At 61.0% G+C, this 21,102-nt stretch carries 18 protein-coding genes; 6 read left to right on the top strand and 12 right to left on the bottom strand.

The features are described from left to right. Positions 1-270: 270 nt before the first annotated feature. Positions 271-1,761 (bottom strand): aldehyde dehydrogenase, encoded by a 1,491-nt coding sequence (locus OC71_RS04940; RefSeq protein WP_041065107.1) that lies wholly within the window; start codon positions 1,759-1,761, stop codon positions 271-273. Between the two features lie 222 nt (positions 1,762-1,983). Between OC71_RS04940 and OC71_RS04935 the strand changes: the two genes are divergently transcribed. Further along, positions 1,984-2,928 carry a LysR family transcriptional regulator gene (locus OC71_RS04935; protein WP_041065104.1) on the top strand — a complete coding sequence of 315 codons (945 nt, stop codon included), beginning with the start codon at positions 1,984-1,986 and terminating at the stop codon, positions 2,926-2,928. On the opposite strand, the gene OC71_RS04930 is transcribed toward OC71_RS04935, so the two are convergent. From OC71_RS04930 to OC71_RS04895, 8 genes are all read right to left on the bottom strand, one after another. Continuing rightward, on the bottom strand, positions 2,911-4,095 hold the full coding sequence (locus OC71_RS04930; protein WP_041065101.1) for an MFS transporter: 1,185 nt from the start codon (positions 4,093-4,095) through the stop codon (positions 2,911-2,913). The two genes, OC71_RS04935 and OC71_RS04930, sit on opposite strands and share 18 nt — an antisense overlap. Next, positions 4,092-5,327: an acetyl-CoA carboxylase biotin carboxylase subunit family protein gene (locus OC71_RS04925; protein WP_041065098.1), complete on the bottom strand. Its 1,236-nt coding sequence runs from the start codon at positions 5,325-5,327 to the stop codon at positions 4,092-4,094. Before OC71_RS04925 ends, OC71_RS04930 begins: the two co-directional genes overlap by 4 nt. 38 nt (positions 5,328-5,365) lie before the next feature. Beyond that, the gene (locus OC71_RS04920; RefSeq protein WP_041065096.1) at positions 5,366-6,748 is read right to left on the bottom strand and encodes an FAD-binding oxidoreductase; all 1,383 of its coding nucleotides are present in this window, start codon (positions 6,746-6,748) and stop codon (positions 5,366-5,368) included. A 139-nt stretch (positions 6,749-6,887) separates the two neighbouring features. Further along, a complete protein-coding gene (locus OC71_RS04915; RefSeq protein ID WP_254616369.1) occupies positions 6,888-7,787 on the bottom strand; it encodes a hypothetical protein in 900 nt (299 codons plus the stop codon). Between the two features lie 25 nt (positions 7,788-7,812). Next, a complete protein-coding gene (locus OC71_RS04910) occupies positions 7,813-8,553 on the bottom strand; it encodes an alanyl-tRNA editing protein (protein WP_041065090.1) in 741 nt (246 codons plus the stop codon). A 77-nt stretch (positions 8,554-8,630) separates the two neighbouring features. Next, complete coding sequence (locus tag OC71_RS04905) at positions 8,631-9,665, bottom strand: histidinol-phosphate transaminase (RefSeq protein WP_256198917.1); 1,035 nt, start codon at positions 9,663-9,665, stop codon at positions 8,631-8,633. A 23-nt stretch (positions 9,666-9,688) separates the two neighbouring features. Continuing rightward, complete coding sequence (locus tag OC71_RS04900) at positions 9,689-11,272, bottom strand: phenylalanine aminomutase (D-beta-phenylalanine forming) (RefSeq protein WP_041065084.1); 1,584 nt, start codon at positions 11,270-11,272, stop codon at positions 9,689-9,691. Between the two features lie 4 nt (positions 11,273-11,276). Continuing rightward, complete coding sequence (locus OC71_RS04895; RefSeq protein ID WP_256198916.1) at positions 11,277-12,296, bottom strand: TauD/TfdA family dioxygenase; 1,020 nt, start codon at positions 12,294-12,296, stop codon at positions 11,277-11,279. Positions 12,297-12,617: 321 nt separating this feature from the next. Between OC71_RS04895 and OC71_RS04890 the strand changes: the two genes are divergently transcribed. Continuing rightward, a complete protein-coding gene (locus OC71_RS04890) occupies positions 12,618-14,027 on the top strand; it encodes an amino acid permease (RefSeq protein ID WP_041065082.1) in 1,410 nt (469 codons plus the stop codon). 18 nt (positions 14,028-14,045) lie between these two features. On the opposite strand, the gene hrpB is transcribed toward OC71_RS04890, so the two are convergent. Beyond that, positions 14,046-16,562: an ATP-dependent helicase HrpB gene (gene hrpB, locus OC71_RS04885; protein WP_041065080.1), complete on the bottom strand. Its 2,517-nt coding sequence runs from the start codon at positions 16,560-16,562 to the stop codon at positions 14,046-14,048. 111 nt (positions 16,563-16,673) lie between these two features. Between hrpB and OC71_RS04880 the strand changes: the two genes are divergently transcribed. Next, the gene (locus OC71_RS04880) at positions 16,674-17,093 is read left to right on the top strand and encodes a hypothetical protein (protein ID WP_041065077.1); all 420 of its coding nucleotides are present in this window, start codon (positions 16,674-16,676) and stop codon (positions 17,091-17,093) included. A gap of 22 nt (positions 17,094-17,115) precedes the next feature. Then, positions 17,116-18,024 carry a cation diffusion facilitator family transporter gene (locus tag OC71_RS04875; protein ID WP_041065074.1) on the top strand — a complete coding sequence of 303 codons (909 nt, stop codon included), beginning with the start codon at positions 17,116-17,118 and terminating at the stop codon, positions 18,022-18,024. Here the strand turns inward: OC71_RS04875 and OC71_RS04870 are convergent. Beyond that, positions 18,018-19,058: a DUF6515 family protein gene (locus OC71_RS04870; protein ID WP_041065071.1), complete on the bottom strand. Its 1,041-nt coding sequence runs from the start codon at positions 19,056-19,058 to the stop codon at positions 18,018-18,020. The genes OC71_RS04875 and OC71_RS04870 overlap by 7 nt on opposite strands. Positions 19,059-19,512: 454 nt before the next feature. Here OC71_RS04870 and OC71_RS04865 point away from each other — a divergent pair, with 454 nt between their 5' ends. Both OC71_RS04865 and OC71_RS04860 read left to right on the top strand, forming a co-directional pair. Further along, on the top strand, positions 19,513-19,992 hold the full coding sequence (locus tag OC71_RS04865) for an Lrp/AsnC family transcriptional regulator (protein ID WP_007909658.1): 480 nt from the start codon (positions 19,513-19,515) through the stop codon (positions 19,990-19,992). A 223-nt stretch (positions 19,993-20,215) separates the two neighbouring features. Then, positions 20,216-20,425: a DUF2788 domain-containing protein gene (locus tag OC71_RS04860; RefSeq protein ID WP_003228500.1), complete on the top strand. Its 210-nt coding sequence runs from the start codon at positions 20,216-20,218 to the stop codon at positions 20,423-20,425. On the opposite strand, the gene OC71_RS04855 is transcribed toward OC71_RS04860, so the two are convergent. Continuing rightward, the gene (locus tag OC71_RS04855) at positions 20,420-21,055 is read right to left on the bottom strand and encodes a pseudouridine synthase (protein ID WP_041065061.1); all 636 of its coding nucleotides are present in this window, start codon (positions 21,053-21,055) and stop codon (positions 20,420-20,422) included. The two genes, OC71_RS04860 and OC71_RS04855, sit on opposite strands and share 6 nt — an antisense overlap. Positions 21,056-21,102 lie beyond the last annotated feature (47 nt).

Here is a 21,102-nt window from a genome sequence, read left to right as displayed (position 1 = left end):
CGCTGCGGTCTCTGCTGGACTCTGGCGTGAACCACCGGGCTGGCAAGATCGATGGTGGCCCATGTGCGGGCTGAGGAAAATCAGGAAATTGTTGGCAGCAAATGATGAAAAAACTGCTTAGCGTGCACCGCAAAAGCGCGACCTGAGCAGGGATGGTGCACATTCCTGAAAAGCAAAAGATCGCAGCCTTCGGCAGCGCCTACAGGATTCAGGTTCGCCCGGTGTAGGAGCTGCCGAAGGCTGCGATCTTTGCTTTTGAATCAACCGCAATCAGCGCAACTGAAACCAGGTGGTTTTCAGCTGGGTGTATTTGTCGAACGAGTGCAGCGACAGGTCGCGGCCGAAGCCCGATTGCCTGCCGCCGCCGAACGGCACGGTCACGTCCAGCGCATCGACGGTATTGACCGATACCGTGCCCGCCCGCAGCCTTCGCGCCACGCGGTGCGCGCGATGCAGATCATCGGTCCACAGCGACGCCGCCAGCCCATACACACTGTCGTTGGCCAGGCGCACCGCCGCGTCTTCATCATCGAACGGCACCACCGCCAGCACCGGGCCGAACACCTCTTCGCGAAACAACGCCATGTCGGCACTCACGCCGGTGAAAATCGTCGGTTCGATGAAGTTGTCCGAGCCGTTGAAGCGCCGTTGCTGACCGCCACACACCAGGCTCGCACCCGCCTGCTCGGCCTCACGGATGGCGCGCATGATGCTCACTGTCTGCCGCTGATCGACGATCGCTCCGGCACGGCTTTGCGGGTCGAGCGGATCGCCCGGCAGCCAGCGTTCTGCCTGGGCTTTGAGGCGCTCGACAAACGCATCATGAATCGAACGCTCGACCAACAATCGCGAGTTGGCCGAACACACTTCGCCCTGATTGAAAAAGATCCCGAACGCGGCTTTTTCCGCCGCCAGATCCAGATCCCGGCAATCAGCGAACAGCAGATTGGCACTCTTGCCACCGCACTCCAGCCACACCTGTTTGAGGTTGGATTGCGCCGAGTACTGCATGAAATATTTGCCGACCTGCGTCGAGCCGGTGAACACCAGACAATCGACATCCGGGTGCAGGCCCAAGGCTTTGCCGGTCTGCTCGCCAAGACCCGGCAACACGTTGAGCACGCCCGGTGGCAGGCCCGCTTCCAGTGCCAGCTCAGCCAGACGCAATGCCGAAAACGGTGATTGCTCGGCCGGTTTGAGGATCACCGAATTACCCGCTGCCAGCGCTGGCGCAAGCTTCCACGCGGCCATGTCCAACGGAAAATTCCACGGCACCACGGCAGCCACCACGCCCAGTGCTTCACGGGTGATGGTCGCCAGCACATTGACGGCGCCGGGAGCGATCTGGTCGTAGAGTTTGTCGATGCTTTCGGCGTACCAGCGAAACACCCCGGCGGCGCCCGGCACATCAATGTTGTAGGCATCCATCACCGGTTTGCCCATGTTCAGCGAGTCGAGCAGGGCCAGCTCCTGACGATGTTCCATCAACAGCTCGGCCAGGCGCAGCAGCACCTGCTTGCGTTCGGCGGGCGGGCGTTGCGCCCAACTGCCAGCCTCGAACACGTGTCGCGCGTTACGCACCGCCACGTCCACATCCGCCTCGCCACACGCCGCGACATTGGCCAGCAACTGGCCGGTGGCGGGGTTGATCGCGGCGAACGTCTGCCCCGATTGCGCGGCGCAGTGCTGGCCGTTGATCACGGCTCGATCGGGAAATTTCAAGGCACCGGCCTGGCGCTGCCACTCTGCAAGTTCGAACACGTCGAATGCTCCTTGGACGTTATTGTGCAGTCGATGGTGGCGCAGGCCCGGACGGGCGAAAATTAGTAAAAATGTCTTCGCAGGCAATGAAAAAACTGCTCAATCGGTTTCCCCAAAACCGCTGTGGATGACTAAGGTTCAAGGATAAAAACAACGTCGCGCAGCGGACGCGGCGGCGCACAAATTGCTTGGAAGTCGAGTCCGCTCGTCCTGAGGTTTGCCGTGGCCGCCTACAATTTGCGTCAGTTGAAATACTTCATCACCACCGTCGAATGCGGCAGCGTTGCCGAAGCCTCGCGCAAGCTGTACATCGCACAACCAGCGATCTCTACGGCGATCAAAGGTCTGGAAGACAGCTTCGCGGTGCAGCTGCTGATCCGCCATCACGCTCAGGGCGTATCCCTGACGCCGAGCGGTGCACGGTTCTTTCGCAAGGCGCAGGAGCTGTTGCGCATGGCCCGGGAGTTCGAGCAGAACGCCCTCGCCGACAACGACATCGTCGCCGGGCAGATCGACATCGGCTGCTTCGAAACCGTCGCGCCGCTGTACCTGCCGCAATTGATCGCCGGGTTTTCTGCGCTGTATCCGGGCGTGAAAATCCGTATTCGCGACGGCGAGCAACAGGAACTGGTGCAAGGCCTGACCTCGGGCAGTTTCGACCTGGTGATCCTCTATGAACACGAACTCGATGCCACCATCCAGACCGAGCCGCTGATGCCGGCGCAACGGCCGTATGCGCTATTACCGGCCGACCACCGTTTCGCCCAGTACAAGCAAGTGTCGCTGCGCGATCTGTGTCTGGAGCCGATGATTCTGCTCGACGTGCAGCCGAGCCGAACCTACTTCGTCAGCCTGTTCGAAGAACTGGGCCTGACCCCGCGCATCGAGTTCAGCTCGCCGTCGATCGAGATGGTCAGGGGCATGGTCGGGCAGGGTTTCGGTTTCTCGATCCTGGTGACCCGGCCCCACTCGGAATGCACCTATGACGGCAAGAAAGTGGTGTGCGTGGACATCGTCGAAGACGTCACCGGCTCAGGTCTGGTCGCCGCGTGGCTCAAGCGCGGGCAACTGACCAAACCGGCACAGCTGTTCGCCGACTATTGTCGCGAACAGTTGACCGCCAAGACCGCTGCCTGCCGCACCGAGCCATCAGGAAACCGGGACTGAGCGCTGTTCCACATCGATGCCGATCAACGGGCGTTTGAGCGCAATCGATACCCAGGCGCCCACGGCGGCGATGACGCAGGCAGCAAACCCCAACAGAAACGACATGAAGCTCAGCTCGTTGGCCACTGCCAGCAGGCCGAGCACGGCGGCGGTAGCTTCGGCAGCGCCCCAGACACAGGTCTGCACGGCCATCGCCACGGAACTGCGCCCGCGCCAGATCTTCACGGCCTGAGCCTGGTACAGCGGGCCGCAGATCATCTCGCCGATCACGATAAACACCACCACGACAAACAGGATCGCCTGCGCCTGTGACGAAATGATCAACAGCAGGCAGCCCGCGCCGATCAACAGGTTGGAAACGATGACCCGCCACAATCGTGAGACACGCTGCGCGAATGAGGTCACGTAAACCTGGCTGAAGATGATGATCCCGCTGGCCACCAGAAACAGCACGCCGACCAGTTCACTGGAAAAGCGCTCGGTGGCATAGGTAGGGAACACGTAATAAAACTGCGCATAGCCGATCATGGTCAGAAAGTTGATCGCCATGAACGCCACCACTTTGGGCGATGCCTCGGTTTCGCCCAGCGTGGAAGCACGCGCGGCAAACGCCACGCCTGCACTACGCGCCACCTGCGGAATCAGCCGCGTGGAAGCCGTGGCCAGCACGCCCAACAACAGCGGCAGGGCGACAAACCAGTAACCGGTGCCGGCAAGAATCAACGACGCCACGAACGGCGCGACCCCGGCCCCTGCGTTCGCCGCAACATTCTCGTAAGAGAGCACGCGTTCGTGCTCGCCCTCGCGAAAGTACTGCACGATGTAGGAAATCTGCGAGATCGTGGCAATCGAATTGGAGACACCGAACACCACAACCAGTACGACCCAGATCAACACGTTGGTAATGCCCATCGCGGCGGTGACCAGCATCAATAGCGCCGCCACCGCCACACAGAACAAGGCCAGGGCTATTTCCCGGCGTCGCTCGACCTTGTCCAGCATGCCCTGAAAAGCCAATGCGCCGATGCGGTTGGAGACAATCGCGAACCCGACAACGACCCCCGCCGCACTGTTACTGAGGCCCACGGACGCATTGAGCCAAATGGCCATGAACGGATAGAAACAGCTCCAGGCCGCGGACGAAAGAAACCGGACGAAGTAAATCATTTGAAGACCGGGCTTCTAGGGCCGCGATCGGTCAGGACACGTACCTGGCCAATCTCGCGCGCAACGACATCGGCATAGCCGGTGAGCATGCCGACCCAGGCGTAGTCGGACGTGCCGATGGGCTGGATCACGCTGCCGACGTTGGCAATGGGCGTGTGAATGGAAGCCATCGGCGGAATCTCCCAGTCATGCACGACGGCTTCGTGATCCAGGCAGTACCAGTAGCTCAGGGTCTGGCGGCAAGATTCGACCGGCTGGTATTGAAGCGCAGCCTCCAGCAAGCCCAGTGGCAGCAGCGCCACGTGTTGCAGGACAGTCGCTGGCGCCAGATCGTAGGCCAGCGCAATCTGTTCAACGATACTCGCGCCGCCCAGGCGCCCCATGTTGGCATCGATCAGATAAGCCGTGGCGTCGTTCGCAATGAACTCGCAATGGAAGAAGCCATTGTCGAACCCTGAACGGGCAATCAGATCGCGGACCGCCTTCTCGATTTTCGCACGCACGGGCAAGGCCATGCGGGCGTCGGCCGGGAACTGGTTGGCGACTTCCGTGAATCCCACTCGGTCGCGCCTGGACAGTCCGAGGAAGACCACCCGCCCCTCCTGGGCAAAGCCTTCCAGGCTGACGAGATCACCCGTGCAATGCGCCTGGACAATCCAGGCAGTGTCTTGCGGGTCGTCGATTCCGCTGTTCAGGATGGCGGCGCGGATTACTGCGCCAGGGTCAGCGTCCGGTGCAATCGAGAGCAGGGTGGTGGCCACCGCGCCAGAGCCGACCGAGGGTTTGAGCACCACATTGTTTTGTTGCCCGGGTGTCAGCCAGGGAATGACCACGTCGCCATCGCTCAGCGACACACAGGTCTCGGCGGGCACATGTTCCGGGATCAAGCGGCCGACGAAGCCCTTGGAGGACAGCCGGGCAAACACCTCAGGCGGCGCCTTGAAGCCGAATTCTTCGGCAATCGCGGATACGACCGGGAACAACTCGTCAAAGAATGTCGTGATGCTGCGAATCACGCCAACCAGTGCGGGATGGGCGTTCAGGTAAGCGGACAGCGCGACTCTGTCGGTAAAGGCAGGAATGCAGGTGACCCCTTCGAACACGTTTTTCGCCGCGCCATGAAAACCCGAGGGATCAACGGACAGTATCGGTTCGAAGCCCGCACCGCGGATCGCCTCGCACACGTACTTGATGGAGACCTTGTTGATGCCCACTATCAAAATATGATCCATACCTTTCACATCCATCCTTAAAAACAAAAATTCGACAGTTATCGAGCGTCAACCCGTAACGATTGATACATCTTGCCGGGGTTGAACAGGTTGTCCGGATCCAGGGCCGATTTGATGGCCCTCATGAACTGCAGCGCTGCGCCGTGTTGCGCCGACATCCACTTCAGTTTTCCCTGCCCTACCCCATGCTCGCCACTGACGGTGCCGCCGAACGACAACGCGCGACTCGACAGCCGGCTGAGGAACGCCTGAATGTCCGCACTTTCGTCTTCACCCTCATCGAGCATGATCAGCAGGTGAAAATTACCGTCACCGACATGGCCGATAAGCGGCGCATCAAGACCGGAGGCAGCAATGTCGGCGGCCGTGGCGCTGATGCAGGCACTCAGACAGGACAACGGGACACAGACATCGGTGGCCAGCCCCTTGCGGCCTTTGTAGAAAGCGTGAAAGGCCCACCAGGCGTCATGTCGGGCTTTCCACAGAGCCGTGCGTTCTTCAAGGCGCTCGGAGATCCTGACCTGCCCGCCGTACTCACCGGCGCAATCCTTGAACAGCTCGACACTGCTGGCGACCGTCGACCGGTCGCCGTGGAACTCCAGAAACAGATGCGGCGTTTCCACCAGCCCCAGTGCCGCAGAATAGGCATTGCACGCACGCACCGCCGTGGTATCCAGCAGCTCGATCCGGGCGATCGAGAGTCCTTGGCCCAAGGCACTGGCCACCGTCTGTACCGCGTTATCCACCGAGTCGAACGAACAGACACCGGCAACGATGGCCTCGGGCACCGGATGCAGGCGCACTTGCAGTTCGCTGAAGATGCCCAGAGTGCCCTCTGAACCGATGGCAATCGCCAGCAGATCCAGACCCATGGCCGATTTGGGCGCGCGGGAACCAATGGCGGCGACCGAGCCGTCCGCCATGATCCAGCGTGCGGCTTTGACATTCCCGGCCATGGTCCCGTAACGCACCGAGTTGGTCCCCGATGCACGGGTCGCCGCCATTCCGCCCATGGAAGCGTTGGCGCCAGGATCGACGGAAAAGAACAGTCCGGTCTCACGCAAGTGGCTGTTGAGTTGCTCGCGGGTAACGCCCGGCTGAACCGTGGCGGTCATGTCGGTGACGTTCACATCGACAATCGCGTTCATTTCCGAGCAGTCGACGCAGACGCCACCCTGTGGCGCATTGATCTGCCCTTCGAGGGACGAACGCGCACCCGACGGGATCAGCGCCACACCGTACTCACGGCAAAGCTTCACGACCTGAATGATTTCGTCTTCGCTGCGAACGGTCACTACCGCATCGGGGGGACTCAGCTCGATGCCGGGAGGCGCCTGGCAGAACTGTTGCCGGATTCCCTGTTCGAGCCTCAAGCGTTCGCCGAACAACTGACGGAGTTTTTCTACGACTGGAGCATTCATTCATCTCATCCCTGTTCTGACTGATGACGGCCGGGTTGCGGTTCTGCGCCCCGTTTTCTGTACTGTCCGCGCACTCCTGTGAACGGTTGGTTTTTGCCGGGCCATGCCACACAGAAGCGGCGAAGCGCCCGGCAGTTGTTCACTCCTCGTCTTTTTCACCGACGCGGGCCGCGCGCCCGTCGTATTCCGGACGCCCGGAAACCACCAGCCCGAAGAAATAAGGCTGTGCGCCTGAATCCTCCAGCTGACGACCAGACTTGTTATGCACTTCGATGACCGAGAACAGGTCCACCAGACGGTCCTGAATCTGTTCTATTTCGGCGTCCTTGAGTGTCACCATCGAGCTGTATTTGAAAGAGCCTGAAACATCGAAGTATTCGCTCTTCTCCGGCTTGAGCAGCGACCGGTCCACTTCATGGCGCAGGAACTGATCCTTCAACTTCAACGCATCCACCGTCCTGGGCATCCTCAACGTGGGTGCATGCCGGACAAACGGGTCATCCGGCGTCGCGCGCGGCTTGGACACCAGGTTCAGGAACGCTTCAGTGTCCCGGTCATAAGCCAGACCGATCTGCTGGCACACCAGCTGAATCTCCGCCACTGAGGCGCTGTCGACCATGTACAGATACGTCATCAATGGCAGCAGTTCGAATTGCGCCTCGAACGCGGCGATCACCTCTTCGGTGACAATGAACTCACGCTCGTAGCGACTCAGGCTCAGGGCCCGGCGCAAGATTCTGGAGTCGTGTTCGCGCAGTTCCAGGCGCGAAGAGAGATCGGTCACCTCGACGCCTTTGCCGAACAACATTTCGTGGACGTCCGCCGGCAACAAATCCCTGAAGTAGTGCCAGAAATAATCAAAACTGGCTTTGCTGGCCGCATCGATGCCAAGGTGATCATGCAGTTCGACGGCAGCATCGATACTCAGGTATTTCCTTCCGGCCTCGACGTCGCGGTAGTAATTGGCGGAGAACGGAATATTGACCTCGTCGAGAAACGTGGAGATCTTCAGATGCCCCGCGTCGATTCGAAACTGCATGAGAAATGCGCCAAACGCACGTTTGCTATCCAAGCTCTTCCGCCTCTGCCGACAGAGTGACAAGCACTCTGGTCGTGTTTTTCTTGATCTTCATACTGGAAGTCACCACGCCTATTTCTTGCGTATTACGCACATGAACGCCCCCACAGGGGATTGACCAGTCTTCGCATTGCCACCAACGAAATCCCTGTCCCTGGCGGGTATCCGCTTCCGTACGAATCTCATGACTTGCAGAGCAAAACTCGTTCAAGGCATCTGTTGCGCGCCTCAGACTGTCTTCGTCGAACTCACCGACAAACTCGTATTGGTTCTCGCCACCCTCGTCGCTCAACGGCGAACGAACCGGATGCGCAATCGCTCGCCCGAGCGTCCGCTCGAGCATGCAATGAATCAAATGCATCGCCGAATGAACCCGCATCTGATGATATCGCAATGGCCAATCCAGCGTGGCGGTCGCCTGCTGGTCGCTCACCCGCGTCTGCAGGTCTGCGAACGTTTCGTCGTCAATGCTCAGGTAATGCCTGATCTGATCGTCCCGTTTTTTCGTCGCGACGATCTCCAGCGAGCGCAGTGCCTCACCCTCCCCCGCGAGCGGAATGTTCAATACCCCCCGATCGCCCAGTTGCCCGCCTCCCTGGGGGTAGAACACGGTCTCGCCGAGGAGTGCGAAAGGCAGGCCGGCGTCGTCGCGCTCCAGTCGATCAACTCGGCAGTCCAGTTGCTTCAAGTAGGGTTCAGCGTGAAACAACGTCAGCGTCTGGCTCATTTTTACCTCAGTCAAGGTTTCCTGATCTTGCCCTGGAAGCCCTGGGCAATCGCCGAAGGCTCCCTGCCCTGCTGGCCTCAGGCAAGTTCCATGGTTTGCAGTTTTTGCTTCAGTACAGCGCGCAACCGGGTCATCTGCGCCTGGTTGCCGAAGGAGATTCGCAGACACGTCTCAAGACCATAGTCGGTCAACCGGGACGTCAGGAAACCTTCCCTCTCCAGATGCTGATGCAAATCCTGGCAGCGTGGCGCGGTGACGCATTCGACGAAAACAAAATTGACGTAGCGGCTTCTGGCTTCAATGCCGTGAGACTTGAACAGGCTCACGAGCTCCTGCCCCCACGCCTGACAATACGCCGCCGTGTTGTCCAGATGATCGCCGTCCTGCAGGACGTATTCGCCTGCCAGGGCGGAAAACGAACTGACGTTGTACGGCGCACGCCGCGCTTGCAGCGCCGACACCTGATCGCCGCTCGCGTAAGCCCAGCCAAGGCGCAGGCCGGCAATGCCGTAGGCCTTGGAAAACGTGCGCAGGCATATCGCGTTTTCCCGGCTGTTGACGATCTGAATACCAGCCGTGTTTTCCCGATCCGGCGCAAACTCTGCGTACGCTTCGTCGATGATGACGGTCGTGCCGGGTGGAATCAGCGCCACCAGCGATAACAGCTGCGAGGGCAACAGATAGTCGCCCAATGGATTGGACGGATTGACCAGCACCACGACGTCGGGCTTTTGCTCAAGAGCCAGTTGCAATGCCGCCTCATAGTCGCCGCTGGCATCCGGGGTCATCTCGCTGTAGTCGGCCCCCAGCAACGCGGCCCGGATTTTGTACATCTTGAAGCCGTGCTGTTGCGTCACGATGCGACTGCCGGGCTTCAACAGGCTACGCAGCGCAATGTCGATCAGTTCGTCCGAACCGGCGCCCACCACGACGCGCTCGGGATCAACGCGCCAGCGCTCGCCGATTGCCAGGCGCAGAGACTTGTAAGTGACTTCGGGGTATTCGCTGAGGAGCGTCGGCATCGAGGCGCACAGCTGCAGGGCCAGGCCCGATGCACCCAGCGGATTTTCGTTGGCATGCAGCCGGACCGGCTCAGTGATGGCTGTTGCCAACAGGTCACTCTTTCCCGACGAACTCATCGGCCGTGCCCTCCCAGTACCTGGGTAACGAGCGCTTCCAGGTAAGCGGTCAACGCCACATCCCGATCCAGATACGGAATGTGTTCACGCACCCGCGCATGCCAGGCGCGGCCCTTCGGCCCGAGTCTGGCGTTGCCACGAATATCGGCGGCCTGGGCTGCACAGATCAGTTCAAACGCGAGGACGTAACGCGTGTTCTGCAGCACTTCGGTCACCCGGCGCGCGGCGACCAGGCCGAAGGAAACCACGTCCTGGAAATCGCCGGTGGTGGTCAGGGTCTGGATCGAGACGGGGGTGGCCAGCGAACGGTTTTCCGCCGTCAGCGACGCCGACATGAATTGCCCGCCCATGAGCCCGAAACGCAGGCCACCGTTTTCCGCGCACAGGAATGACGGCAGGCCATTGCTGTTGGCTTTGGTCAGGAAGCGATCGATCCGCCGATCCGAAAGATTGCACAGGGTGATGATGGAGATCGTCAGGTAGTCCATGGCCGAAGCGATGTATTGCCCATGAAAATGGCCATTGTGAAAAACCTCGCCGTTTTCAGGGGTGATCAACGGGTTGTCGTTGGACGAGTTCAGTTCGTTGCCGACCACGCGCTCGACAAATTCGATGGTCTCCAGCACTGGCCCGAGGATTTGCGGCGTGCAGCGAATGGAATAGGCATCTTCGATGGGCATGTCTTCCTGGCGTACCTGGTCGGTGCGCAGGGCGCTCAATTGCGAAGAGAGTTCAAGATCGTCAATCGCCAGCTCCGAGCCTTGCAGATCGGCCCAGATGGCCTCGGCAATTTTTTGCTGGCCCAGGTGCGGTTTCAACTGGTGAACATCCGGATGGAAAGGACGCACCCGAGCCTGCAGCGCTTCAAACGAGAAGGCCGAGATCGACGTGTATTGCTCGAGCAGTTCCCGGGCCTCAACCACATTCATCGCCGCCACCGCGACCATGCAGGAGGTGCCATTGATCAGCGCCAGCCCTTCCTTGTAACTCAGGTGCAGCGGCGCCAGGCCCAATTGCTCGAGCGCTTGCGCCGCCGGAATCCGGGCACCGTCGAGGTAGGCATGACCGTCCCCGGTCAGCATCCGCGCAACCGCCGCCAGCGGCCCCAGGTCGCCACTGGTCCCCAACGAGCCCTTGCTCGGGATTTCCGGGATCAGGCCGGCGTTGTAAATGGCGATATAGCGGTCGAAATTCTCCAGCGAGAGTGCCGAGTTACCACGGGACAGCGATACGATCCGCGCAAACATGGTGGCTCGCGCCACACTGTCCGGGAACCGCTCGGCAACGTTGGTCGAGACGCCCTGAATCAGGTTCGATTGAAGCTCGTGGGCTTTGTCGATGGGCACCAGATGGTCAACGAAACCACCCATCCCGGTGTTCACCCCATAAATCACCGCGCCTTGTGCAACGAGATTTTCCAGGGCGTCTCGCGATGCCTGAACCCGTTGCCGGGTGGCTTGCGAAGCGACCACTTTTGCCCCGGGCCGGGAATACCTGATCAAGTCCTTGAGACTGACATCCACGCCGGGGGTCAGTACAAACGTGCTATCCGACGTGAAGTTTCTTTCCTGAATCGTCATCTTTTCATCCCTGAGCTGCGTGTGGCTGATCATCCGCCCAATCGGCGATGATCACGTTGATGGTCCTGTTGCCGGAAAAGGCGCGCCGGCCGTGGGCATACTGGAAATTGTCGAGCAGCAAAATATCGCCCGCTCGCAGATCGACATCCTGTTCCAGACGTCTGACGGTGTGGAACAACTCCAGAGTCAGGTCTTGCGGCAGTGGTTCGCCGTCACCGAAACACATGGCCTCCAACAGTTGCGGCGTGTTGCGCAGCGCCTCGGCCAATTCATTGGCGTCCTGTTCACGACCGTCGATACGCGCCCATTCGATCATCGCGGCCGCGCCCCAGAAGTGCGCCTGATTGCACCAGATGTCCGCCGCTTTGCGCGGGTGTCGGCGCATCGGGGCGATACAGTCCTGCCAGAGGATCAGGTCGCCGCCACTCCACTCGAAGTCCCAACCGCGCGCCCGGCACAGCACTTCTGCCTCGGCGGTGCTGGAAGTGGAGAACGTCTCCTGCCAGCTTTTTTTCACCCCGGGCTTGAGATTCACCCGCGCCTCGCCGGGCAGCGTGCGGCGCAACTTGAGCCCGCGATCGGTCAGTTGCTGCAGGATGGCGCGATCAATCAACTGCTCCAGTTTGCGCATGTCCCCGACCACGGATTCACCGCCGCGCTCCGCAGGCTCGACACACACGAAAGCGATGATTTCGGGCGGATGTTGTACATAGGCCATTTCCTGATGAAGGATCACCGACCAGTCGGGCGGGGTGCGCGTCGCTTCCATGACCTTGCCCTGGATCGTCGAGCGTGGAGAGCTGCCGCCGACGTAATCGCGCGTGTGAAAACCCAGCGCACCGATGGCCCGTTCAAACACCTCGGGATCCCTGCACGGCGTGGCACCGCGAATGAGCACCGCGCCTTCACTCAGCAGTTGTGCCCGAATGTCCTGCGCCGCCGCTGAAAAATAGCCCGCCGGATCGGCCTCGGCGCCGACCACAAAATCGAATGTCCCTAGTGCATTGCAGCCCGTCACCGTCATCACTCCTCAGTCCCTGGAATCGTTGGCATGTCCCTGTGCGATGCATTAGATACCATCCCCCATTTACAAATTCAACAGATAGAAATATGTTTCTTCCAATAGATTTTTCCATGGAGCGCGCACGAAATCGCGCGTAACCAAGCTGAAAACTCGATCTAACTGATTGATAAAAATAGAAATAATCTGAAGGAACAGAAAACGTATGACTGTGGAGAATTACCTGTCCCCCACTGTTGGCACCGTCGCGTCACTGCATCGGCCCGCCTCGCCCCGCGCAAGTGTCTTGCAAACACTCAAGCCACCTTGCGAGTACCCTTTCTCATGAGCGGACTCCATGCGCACTCAGGTCAACTGCAACGCAGCCTGAAAAATCGACACATCCAATTGATCGCACTGGGAGGCGCCGTTGGCACGGGGTTATTCCTGGGCTCGGCGGGCGCACTCAAGTCTGCCGGGCCCTCGATGATCCTCGGTTACGCCATTTGCGGCTTCATCGCCTTCATGATCATGCGACAACTGGGCGAGATGATCGTTGAAGAGCCGGTTGCCGGCTCTTTCAGCCATTTCGCCCACAAGTATTGGGGCGCATTCGCCGGTTTCCTGTCGGGATGGAACTGCTGGATGCTGTACACCCTGGTCGGCATGTCCGAACTGACAGCCGTCGGCAAATACGTGCATTACTGGTGGCCCGAGATACCGATCTGGGTATCGGCTGCGGTGTTTTTTGTGCTGATCAATGCGCTCAACCTGATCAACGTCAAAGTGTTCGGCGAGGCGGAATTCTGGTTCGCCATCATCAAGGTGCTGGCGGTGATCGGGATGATCGCCATGGGCAGCTACCTGCTGGTCAGCGGTAACGGAGGGCCGCAGGCATCGCTGAGTAACCTGTGGCAACACGGCGGCTTTTTCCCCCACGGGATGGCCGGCCTGGCCATGTCCATGGCGGTCATCATGCTGTCCTTTGGCGGGCTGGAGATGCTCGGTTTTACCGCCGCCGAAGCGCAAAACCCTCGTCGCGTGATCCCCAAGGCAATCAATCAGGTGATCTACCGTATCCTGATTTTCTACATCGGCGTACTCGTCGTGCTGTTGTCATTGATGCCGTGGGACAGCCTGCTGACGTCACTCAATGCCTCTGGCGATACCTACAGCGGCAGCCCCTTCGTACGTGTGTGGTCAATGCTCGACAGCAATACCGCCGCGCACATTCTCAACTTCGTGGTCCTTACCGCGGCGTTGTCGGTCTATAACAGCGGCACCTATTGCAACAGCCGGATCCTGCTCGGTCTGGCCCGGCAGGGTGACGCGCCACAAAGCCTGGTCAAGATCGACTCGCGCGGGGTTCCTGTGCGCTCGATCCTCGCAACGGCTGCAGTGACTTTGATGGCGGTGGTGCTGAACTACGTGATCCCGCAGCAGGCCCTCGAAATACTGCTATCGCTGGTGGTGGCGACGCTGCTGATCAACTGGGCGATGATCAGCCTGGCCCACGGCAAATTTCGCCGACACCTGAACGAGACCCGGCAGACACCACGGTTCAAGGCGCTGTGGTACCCCTACGGTAACTATGTCTGTCTGGCCTTCATGGTGTTCATCATGGCGGTCATGCTGATGGACCCCGTCAACCGGATGGCGGTCTACGCGATTCCGCTGTGGATCACGCTGGTGTGGGTCTGCCACAACATCAAGCACCGCCGCCGTGCTGCGCAAAGCCTCTACGGCGAGGCCTGATCAACCCCGGGCAAAGGCTCACTTGCGCGGTTTGATCCGCGCCGTGGCCTCGGCCACCAGCGGATCATCCGGCCAATAATGCTTCGGATACCGCCCCTTCAGATCCTTTTTCACCTCGGCATAGGTGCTGCGCCAGAAGTTGGCCAGATCCTGCGTCACCTGCACCGGCCGCCGCGCCGGGGACAATAGGTGGAGCTTGACCACTTGCCGCCCGCCGGCGATTCGCGGCGTCTCGGCGAGGCCGAACAGCTCTTGCAAACGCACCGCGAGAATCGGCGGCGACTCGCTGTAGTCCAGACGAATCGATGACCCCGACGGCACACTGATGTGATGCGGCGCCAGCTCATCAAGCTTCTGCGGCAATGGCCACGGCAGCAGACTGCGCACGATGCTCGACAGGTCCAGATTGGCGAAATGACTCAGTCGCGAGACTTTGCCCAGATAGGGCATGAGCCATGCCTCCAGGGTTTTGAGCAACGTCGCGTCGCTGACATCCGGCCATTGGCTGTCGGCCTGTGTCGCCAGATCCAATTGCCGCAACAACGCGACTCGCGCCTGCCACTGACGCAATTCCGGCGTCCACGGCAGCAGCTCCAGACCTTTGCGCCGTACCAGATTGACCAGCGCCTGACTGCGCGCCGCTTCGTCAAGCCCGGTCAACGGTTCGCGGCTGAGGATCAGTTCGCCAACCTTGCGCTGACGCTCGGCGCGCAGCACGCCTTCGCGCTCGTCCCAGTCCAGTTGATCGACGGCACGCACTTGCTCGGCGAGCACCGAGTCGAACAGCGTCGGATCGAAATCCGCCGCCAGGTAAATCCGCTCCTCGCGCTGCCCCTGACGACTGCCGAGGTCGGCGATCACAATCCACGCTTCCTTCATCAGGCTGTCGGCTTCGGCGAACAGCGCAGCGCGACCATTGGCCAGCCGATATTCGGCGCCACCGGCACGCCGCTGTTGGGCGACGCGATCCGGATAGGCCAGCGCCAGCAATGCGCCAAGCCAGCGCGGATGATCGGGATCGCTGACGGGCTCGCTGGCCTTGCCGCGCAGGTAACCGCGATACTGCCGCGCCAGTTGCCGCGCACGTTGCACGCCGCCCTGAGCACCACGCGATGCGCGCTCCTCGCCAGAGAGCAGCACCAGGCGGCTGTGCAGATCCGCCCCGGCGCCGCGCAAAATATCGCGTTCGCCGAGCAGTGCCGCGACATCGCACGCCATCTGCGCCAGCCCCAGTGCCTGGCCGCGCAGCAACAGATGAGCGATGCGCGGATGTGCCGGCAATTCAGCCATGGCCTGACCGTGGGCGGTCAGCGCCTCGCCTTCAAGTGCGCCCAGGCGCTGCAACAAATCCTGCGCCTGTGCATAGGCTGCTGCCGGCGGAATATCGAGCCAGACCAGTTCGCCGGGCGTGACGCCCCAGCGTCCGAGTTGCAGCGCCAGACCCGCCAGATCCGCCGACAGAATTTCCGCACTGCCGTAAGCGGCGAGTTGCTCGTGCTGATCCTGCGACCACAGGCGATAACACACGCCCGGTTCCAGACGTCCGGCCCGGCCCGCACGCTGGGTGGCGCTGGCCCTGGAAATACGCTGCGTATCGAGACGGGTCATGCCGCTGCCCGGGTCGAAACGCGGCACCCGCGCCAGCCCGGCGTCGATCACCACCCGCACGCCGTTGATGGTCAGACTGGTTTCGGCAATGTTGGTCGCCAGCACCACTTTGCGTTGGCCGGCCGGCGCCGGGTCGATGGCGGCGCGCTGGGCGTTGAGGTCCAGTTCGCCGTGCAGCGGGCAGAGCAAGACATCTTTACGCTCACCGATGGCATCGCTCAGTTGCTGATGCACACGACGGATTTCCGCCTGCCCCGGAAGGAACACCAGCAGGCTGCCGGTTTCATCGTGCAGGGCTTCGAGGACGGTCTGGGTCACGCGCTGGTCGATGTATTCGCCAGGCTGGAACGGCCGCCCCCAGCGCATCGTCACCGGGTACATGCGCCCTTCGCTGCGCAGGATCGGCGCGTCATCCAGCAACCCGGCCAGACGCTCGCCTTCCAGCGTGGCGGACATCAGCAGAATCTTCAGCGGCTGTTCAGCGCGGAACAGTTCACGACCGTTCAAACTCAGAGCCAAAGCCAGATCGGCATCAAGGCTGCGTTCGTGAAATTCGTCGAAGATCAGCAGACCGACGCCTTCCAGCGCCGGATCATCCTGCAGACGCCGGGTGAGAATACCTTCGGTGACCACTTCGATGCGGGTGTCGGGGCCGACCTTGCTGTCGAGACGGATGCGATAGCCGACGGTTTCGCCCACCTTCTCGCCCAGTTCGCTGGCCAGACGTTCTGCGGCTGCACGCGCGGCGAGACGGCGCGGTTCGAGCATCAGAATGGTCTGCCCGGCCAGCCAGACTTCATTGAGCAAGGCCAAAGGCACGCGGGTGGTTTTACCGGCGCCGGGCGGTGCTTCGAGCACGGCTTCGTGGCGTGTCGCCAAGGCTTCACGCAGGGCGGGTAAAACTTCATCGATCGGCAAAGAAATCATGCTGGCTCCCAAACAGAGGCGCGAGTATAACGGCGAACTGCCAGGCGTTTGTCAGGGTCTTAATTCCACACAACGCTGCTTCGTTTTTAGATGACTCAGGAGATCCATCACATGCGCTTACCTTCTCGCCTGATCGGCGGTGTACTGGTCGCCACCCTGCTCACTCAACTCACGGCCTGCGGTTCGATTTTCTATCCGGACCGTCGCGGTCAGATCGACGGCAAGATCGACCCGGCGATTGCCGTACTCGACGCCGTCGGCCTGCTGTTCTACGTCATTCCCGGGCTGATCGCTTTCGCGGTCGACTTCACCACGGGCGCGATCTATTTCGAACCGGGCCACACGGCGCAGGTCGATCCGGCGAAACTCAAACAAGCGATCGGCCCGGACGGCCAGGTCGATAACCTCAAGTTGCAGGCTATTCTCGAAACTGAACTGGGCCGCAACATGCCGCTGGACGATCCACGCCTGATCCAGCACAAGGGCAGCACCCAGCAACTGGCCATGTTCGGCCTGCAACCCGCCGCCTGATCCATAAGGAATTTCTGCACTCATGACCACCAGCCCCGAACACGCCCGCCTGCTGCGGCTGGCAACCCGCGCCTCGGTGGCGGTGGCCTGCACGCTGATCATCGCCAAAGCCATCGCCTGGTGGCTGAGCGGTTCGGTGAGCATGCTCGCCGGCCTCACCGACTCGGCGCTGGATGGCGTCACTTCGCTGCTCAATCTGCTGGCGGTGCATTACGCACTGCGCCCGGCCGATGACGATCACCGTTACGGCCACGGCAAGGCTGAATCGCTGGCGGGCATGGCGCAGGCGCTGTTCATCGGTGGCAGTGCGGTGCTGATTGCGTTTCAGGCGTATGAGCGCATCAAGCAACCGGAGCCGTTGGGCGCACCGTGGCTGAGTATCGGTGTGATCGTTTTCTCGCTGCTGCTGACCGCGGCTTTGCTGACGCTGCAACATCGGGTGATCAAGCAGACCGGCTCCAACGCCGTGCGCGCCGACTCGCTGCACTACCGTTCTGACATGCTGCTCAACGGCAGCATTCTGATTGCGCTGATTCTCGCCGGCATGGGCTTTCATCAGTTGGACGCATGGTTCGGTCTGGGGATTGCCGGGTACATCTTGTGGAGCGCGATCCAGATCGCCCGGGAAAGTTTTTCGGTGCTGATGGATGAAGAGCTGCCGACGGACGTCAGTCAGCACATGCTCGAACTGGCCTGCGGCGTACCCGGCGTACTGGGCGCGCATGATTTGCGCACGCGGATTTCAGGCAACCACTGGTTCGTGCAGTTGCATCTGGAATTGCCGGGAGAGCTGACCTTGTCAGTGGCTCACGGCATCAGCGATCAGGCGGCGGACGCGATTCACGCCGCCTACCCGCGAGCCGAAGTGCTGGTGCACGCCGACCCGCAGGAAGTGGTCAAGACCGAACGGGCGCAAACCCGGCTTCAGTAAGACACCTGATAACCGCGACTGCTCAGGCAGTTGCCCTGCGCCTGACGGTAAGCCTGCACCACTTCGGGCGCCGGTTGGTACGTCGCGGTACGCGGATCGAAACCGCTTTGCTGCACCGCGTACTGGTAGCACTGGTAACCGTCCTGCTGCACCTGTTCCGGCGACTGACCGTTGGCGGGATACGCCTCGACGTCATACCCCTGGGATTGCGGCTGCGGCGGCTGCTGCACCGGTGGCTCGACCACGACGTAATCCTGGGTGGTTTCCTGATACGCATAGTAGGAACCGGCAGCGAGGAACAGCAGCGCACCGCCGATCCACACTTCACGGGCGTAGTCCGGCAGGTACTGAATACGAATCCCGCGTGGCGGCTGCACGACGATGTAGCGCGGGCCTTGCGGGCGATACCAGTAGCCGCCGGAATAGAAGTAATCCTGACCGCGATACGGCACGCGATATTCACGATCCGGGAAGCGGTCGATCACATGCCCCGGGCGATATTGCGGGCCAGGGCCCCAACCGTTGCCATGCCCGTCCGGGCGACCCGGCCAGCGATTGTCATCGGGCCGGTTGCCGGTTTGCCACTGCTGGTTGTGGTAACCATTCTGCGGACGCTCGTCGCGGTAGTAGCCCTGACGCGGTTCCTGAATCTGGCGCACGGTGTCGGGACGTGGCTGGATCGGCAGGTTGTTCGCCGGTGGCGGTGGCGCCTGATGAACCGGTGCAGGCTGATTGGGCGCGCGGTTCTGGTTCTGCCATTGGCCGTTATTGTGCGGCTGACCGTTGTGCTCGAATTGGCGGCTGTTGTCGCCGCGAATGATGTCGCTGTTCTGCGGCCGCGGCGGATTTTGCGGCGGCGGATTGTTTTGCCCATGGGGCTGACGCTCACCGCCATGCCCCTGATTGCCCTGATGCTCACCGCCGTGCCCGTTATTCTCGGGGCCACGATTCTGTGGCTCGTCGGCCAACGCTTGGGCTCCGACGCTCACACACAGCAAACCAACACCGGCCAGACGCCAGATGCGCGACTTCATGCTTTTCCTCACTGCGGGTATTAAGAGGGCTTGTAGCTAAGACCGGGAATACGCACACCGGGTTCTGCGACAGGTTATCAGTCACGAAACTTATTTATTGAGGGAAGCCGTACATCGAGGCACAAAAATCGCAGACAAGAAAAAGGGAGACCCGTCGGCCTCCCTTTAGAGAACTTCGTCCTGGCTCGACGCTTTTGACGTCGGCTCACCTCACGCCGTCTTCTGGACAGTGTGCAGCTCGGGGGCCGGCACATCCCCGGTGGGGGTGGCGGCCGCGGCGGGCCTGATTGGGCGGGCCGCAGTGGACTGTGTTACCGAGCAGTGATTCTGGGGATAAGAATAGGCCGCAATGCGCGACAGATGATTGCGAAGATTGCTCAAATAAACACCGCTTGCGCAATTTTTAACCCTGGATAGATAATCCGCCGCAATAGTTACAACCAAGGACTGATTCATGAGCAAACTCGACCGTTACGACCTGAGTATTTTGGCGGAATTGCAGCGCGACGCCCGCATCTCCAACCAGGAACTGGCCGAGCGCATCGGTCTGTCGCCCTCGCCCTGCTCGCGCCGGGTCAAACAACTGGAGGATGACGGCTACATCTCGCGCCAGGTCGCCCTGCTCGATCGCAAGATGCTCGGCCTGAGCCTGACCGCCTACGTGCTGATCGGCATGGACCGGCACACCCCGGAACGTTTCGAGAACTTCGAAGCAGCGATCCGCACCTTGCCGCAAGTGCTGGAATGCAGCCTGGTGACGGGCGTGGATGCCGACTATCAGTTGAAAGTGGTGGTGCCGGACATGGATCACTATCAGAAGCTGCTGCTGGGACACCTGACCCGGATTGAAGGGGTGACCAGCGTGCGTTCGAGCTTTGTGCTGAATCAGGTGCTCAACAGCACCGAGTTGCCGCTGACTCATCTGCGCAGCTAACCTGCACTCCCCTGTAGGAGCTGCCGAAGGCTCGGGCCGCGATCGGACGATCTTTTGATTTTGCTTTTCAAGATCAAGATCAAAAGATCGCAGCCTTCGGCAGCTCCTACAGGGGGGGCGTGTGGTAGAGGTGCGGTGCACCGACGCAGATCAATGCGTCCCCAGCCACCCCAGGCGTATAATCGCCCAGCCCTTTCAGCCCTGTGCGCGCCGGAGATGCCCGATGGATCCTGCAGTATTCGAAGAGTGGATGATGACTGGCCTGGTCAGCATCCTGATCATTTTCATGGGTTTCATCGTCTGGGATCTGGCGAAGAAGTCCAAGGCCGGGCGCTTCGGCTCGTTCATTCTGTTCTTCGTGCTGGGTCTGGGCGTGGCCGCGTTCATCATCAAGAGTGTGGTGATCGGCCTGATCGAATCCGGCGCTCTATAACCGCGCCGGCACTTCCTTCCACTGGCCCTGATCGAGCCCTTCAAGCGTCCAGTCGCCAATCCGCACCCGCACCAGCCGCAACGTCGGCAGCCCCACCGCGGCAGTCATCCGTCGCACCTGACGGTTGCGTCCTTCACGAATCACCAACTCCAGCCAACGGGTCGGCACGCTTTTGCGAAAGCGTACCGGCGGATTGCGTGGCCACAGTTCAGGCTCATCCAGTTGCCGCGCCTCGGCGGGCAGGGTCATGCCGTCGTTCAGCTCGACCCCGTCGCGCAGACGCTGCAGTTGTTCAGCCGTCGGCTCGCCTTCGACCTGCACCCAGTACGTCTTCGGCAACTTGTGTTTCGGGTCGGCGATCCGCGCCTGCAACTGACCGTCATTGGTCAGCAACAACAAACCTTCACTGTCGCGATCCAGGCGCCCCGCCGGATAAATGCCCGGCACATCGATGAAATCCTTGAGCGTCGCCCGCCCGCCTTCGTCACTGAACTGCGTCAGCACATCGAACGGTTTGTTGAACAGGATCAGCTTCGGCTCGGCCGGCGGCGCCTTGGCGACACGACGTGGCGCTGAGGGGGAAGGCTTCGCGCCAGGGCGGCGGGAAGGAGGACGCGGGGGACGGGACATGGCGAAAAGAACATCTGACGGTCAGGGCTGCTAATGCTAGTGCCCCG

It is taken from the genome of Pseudomonas sp. W15Feb9B (assembly GCF_000828175.1).
In the GTDB taxonomy this organism is placed as follows: Bacteria; Pseudomonadota; Gammaproteobacteria; order Pseudomonadales; family Pseudomonadaceae; genus Aquipseudomonas; species Aquipseudomonas parakoreensis.
Note: the sequence above shows the minus strand (reverse complement) of the source record. Positions and strands in the feature narration are given on the sequence as shown.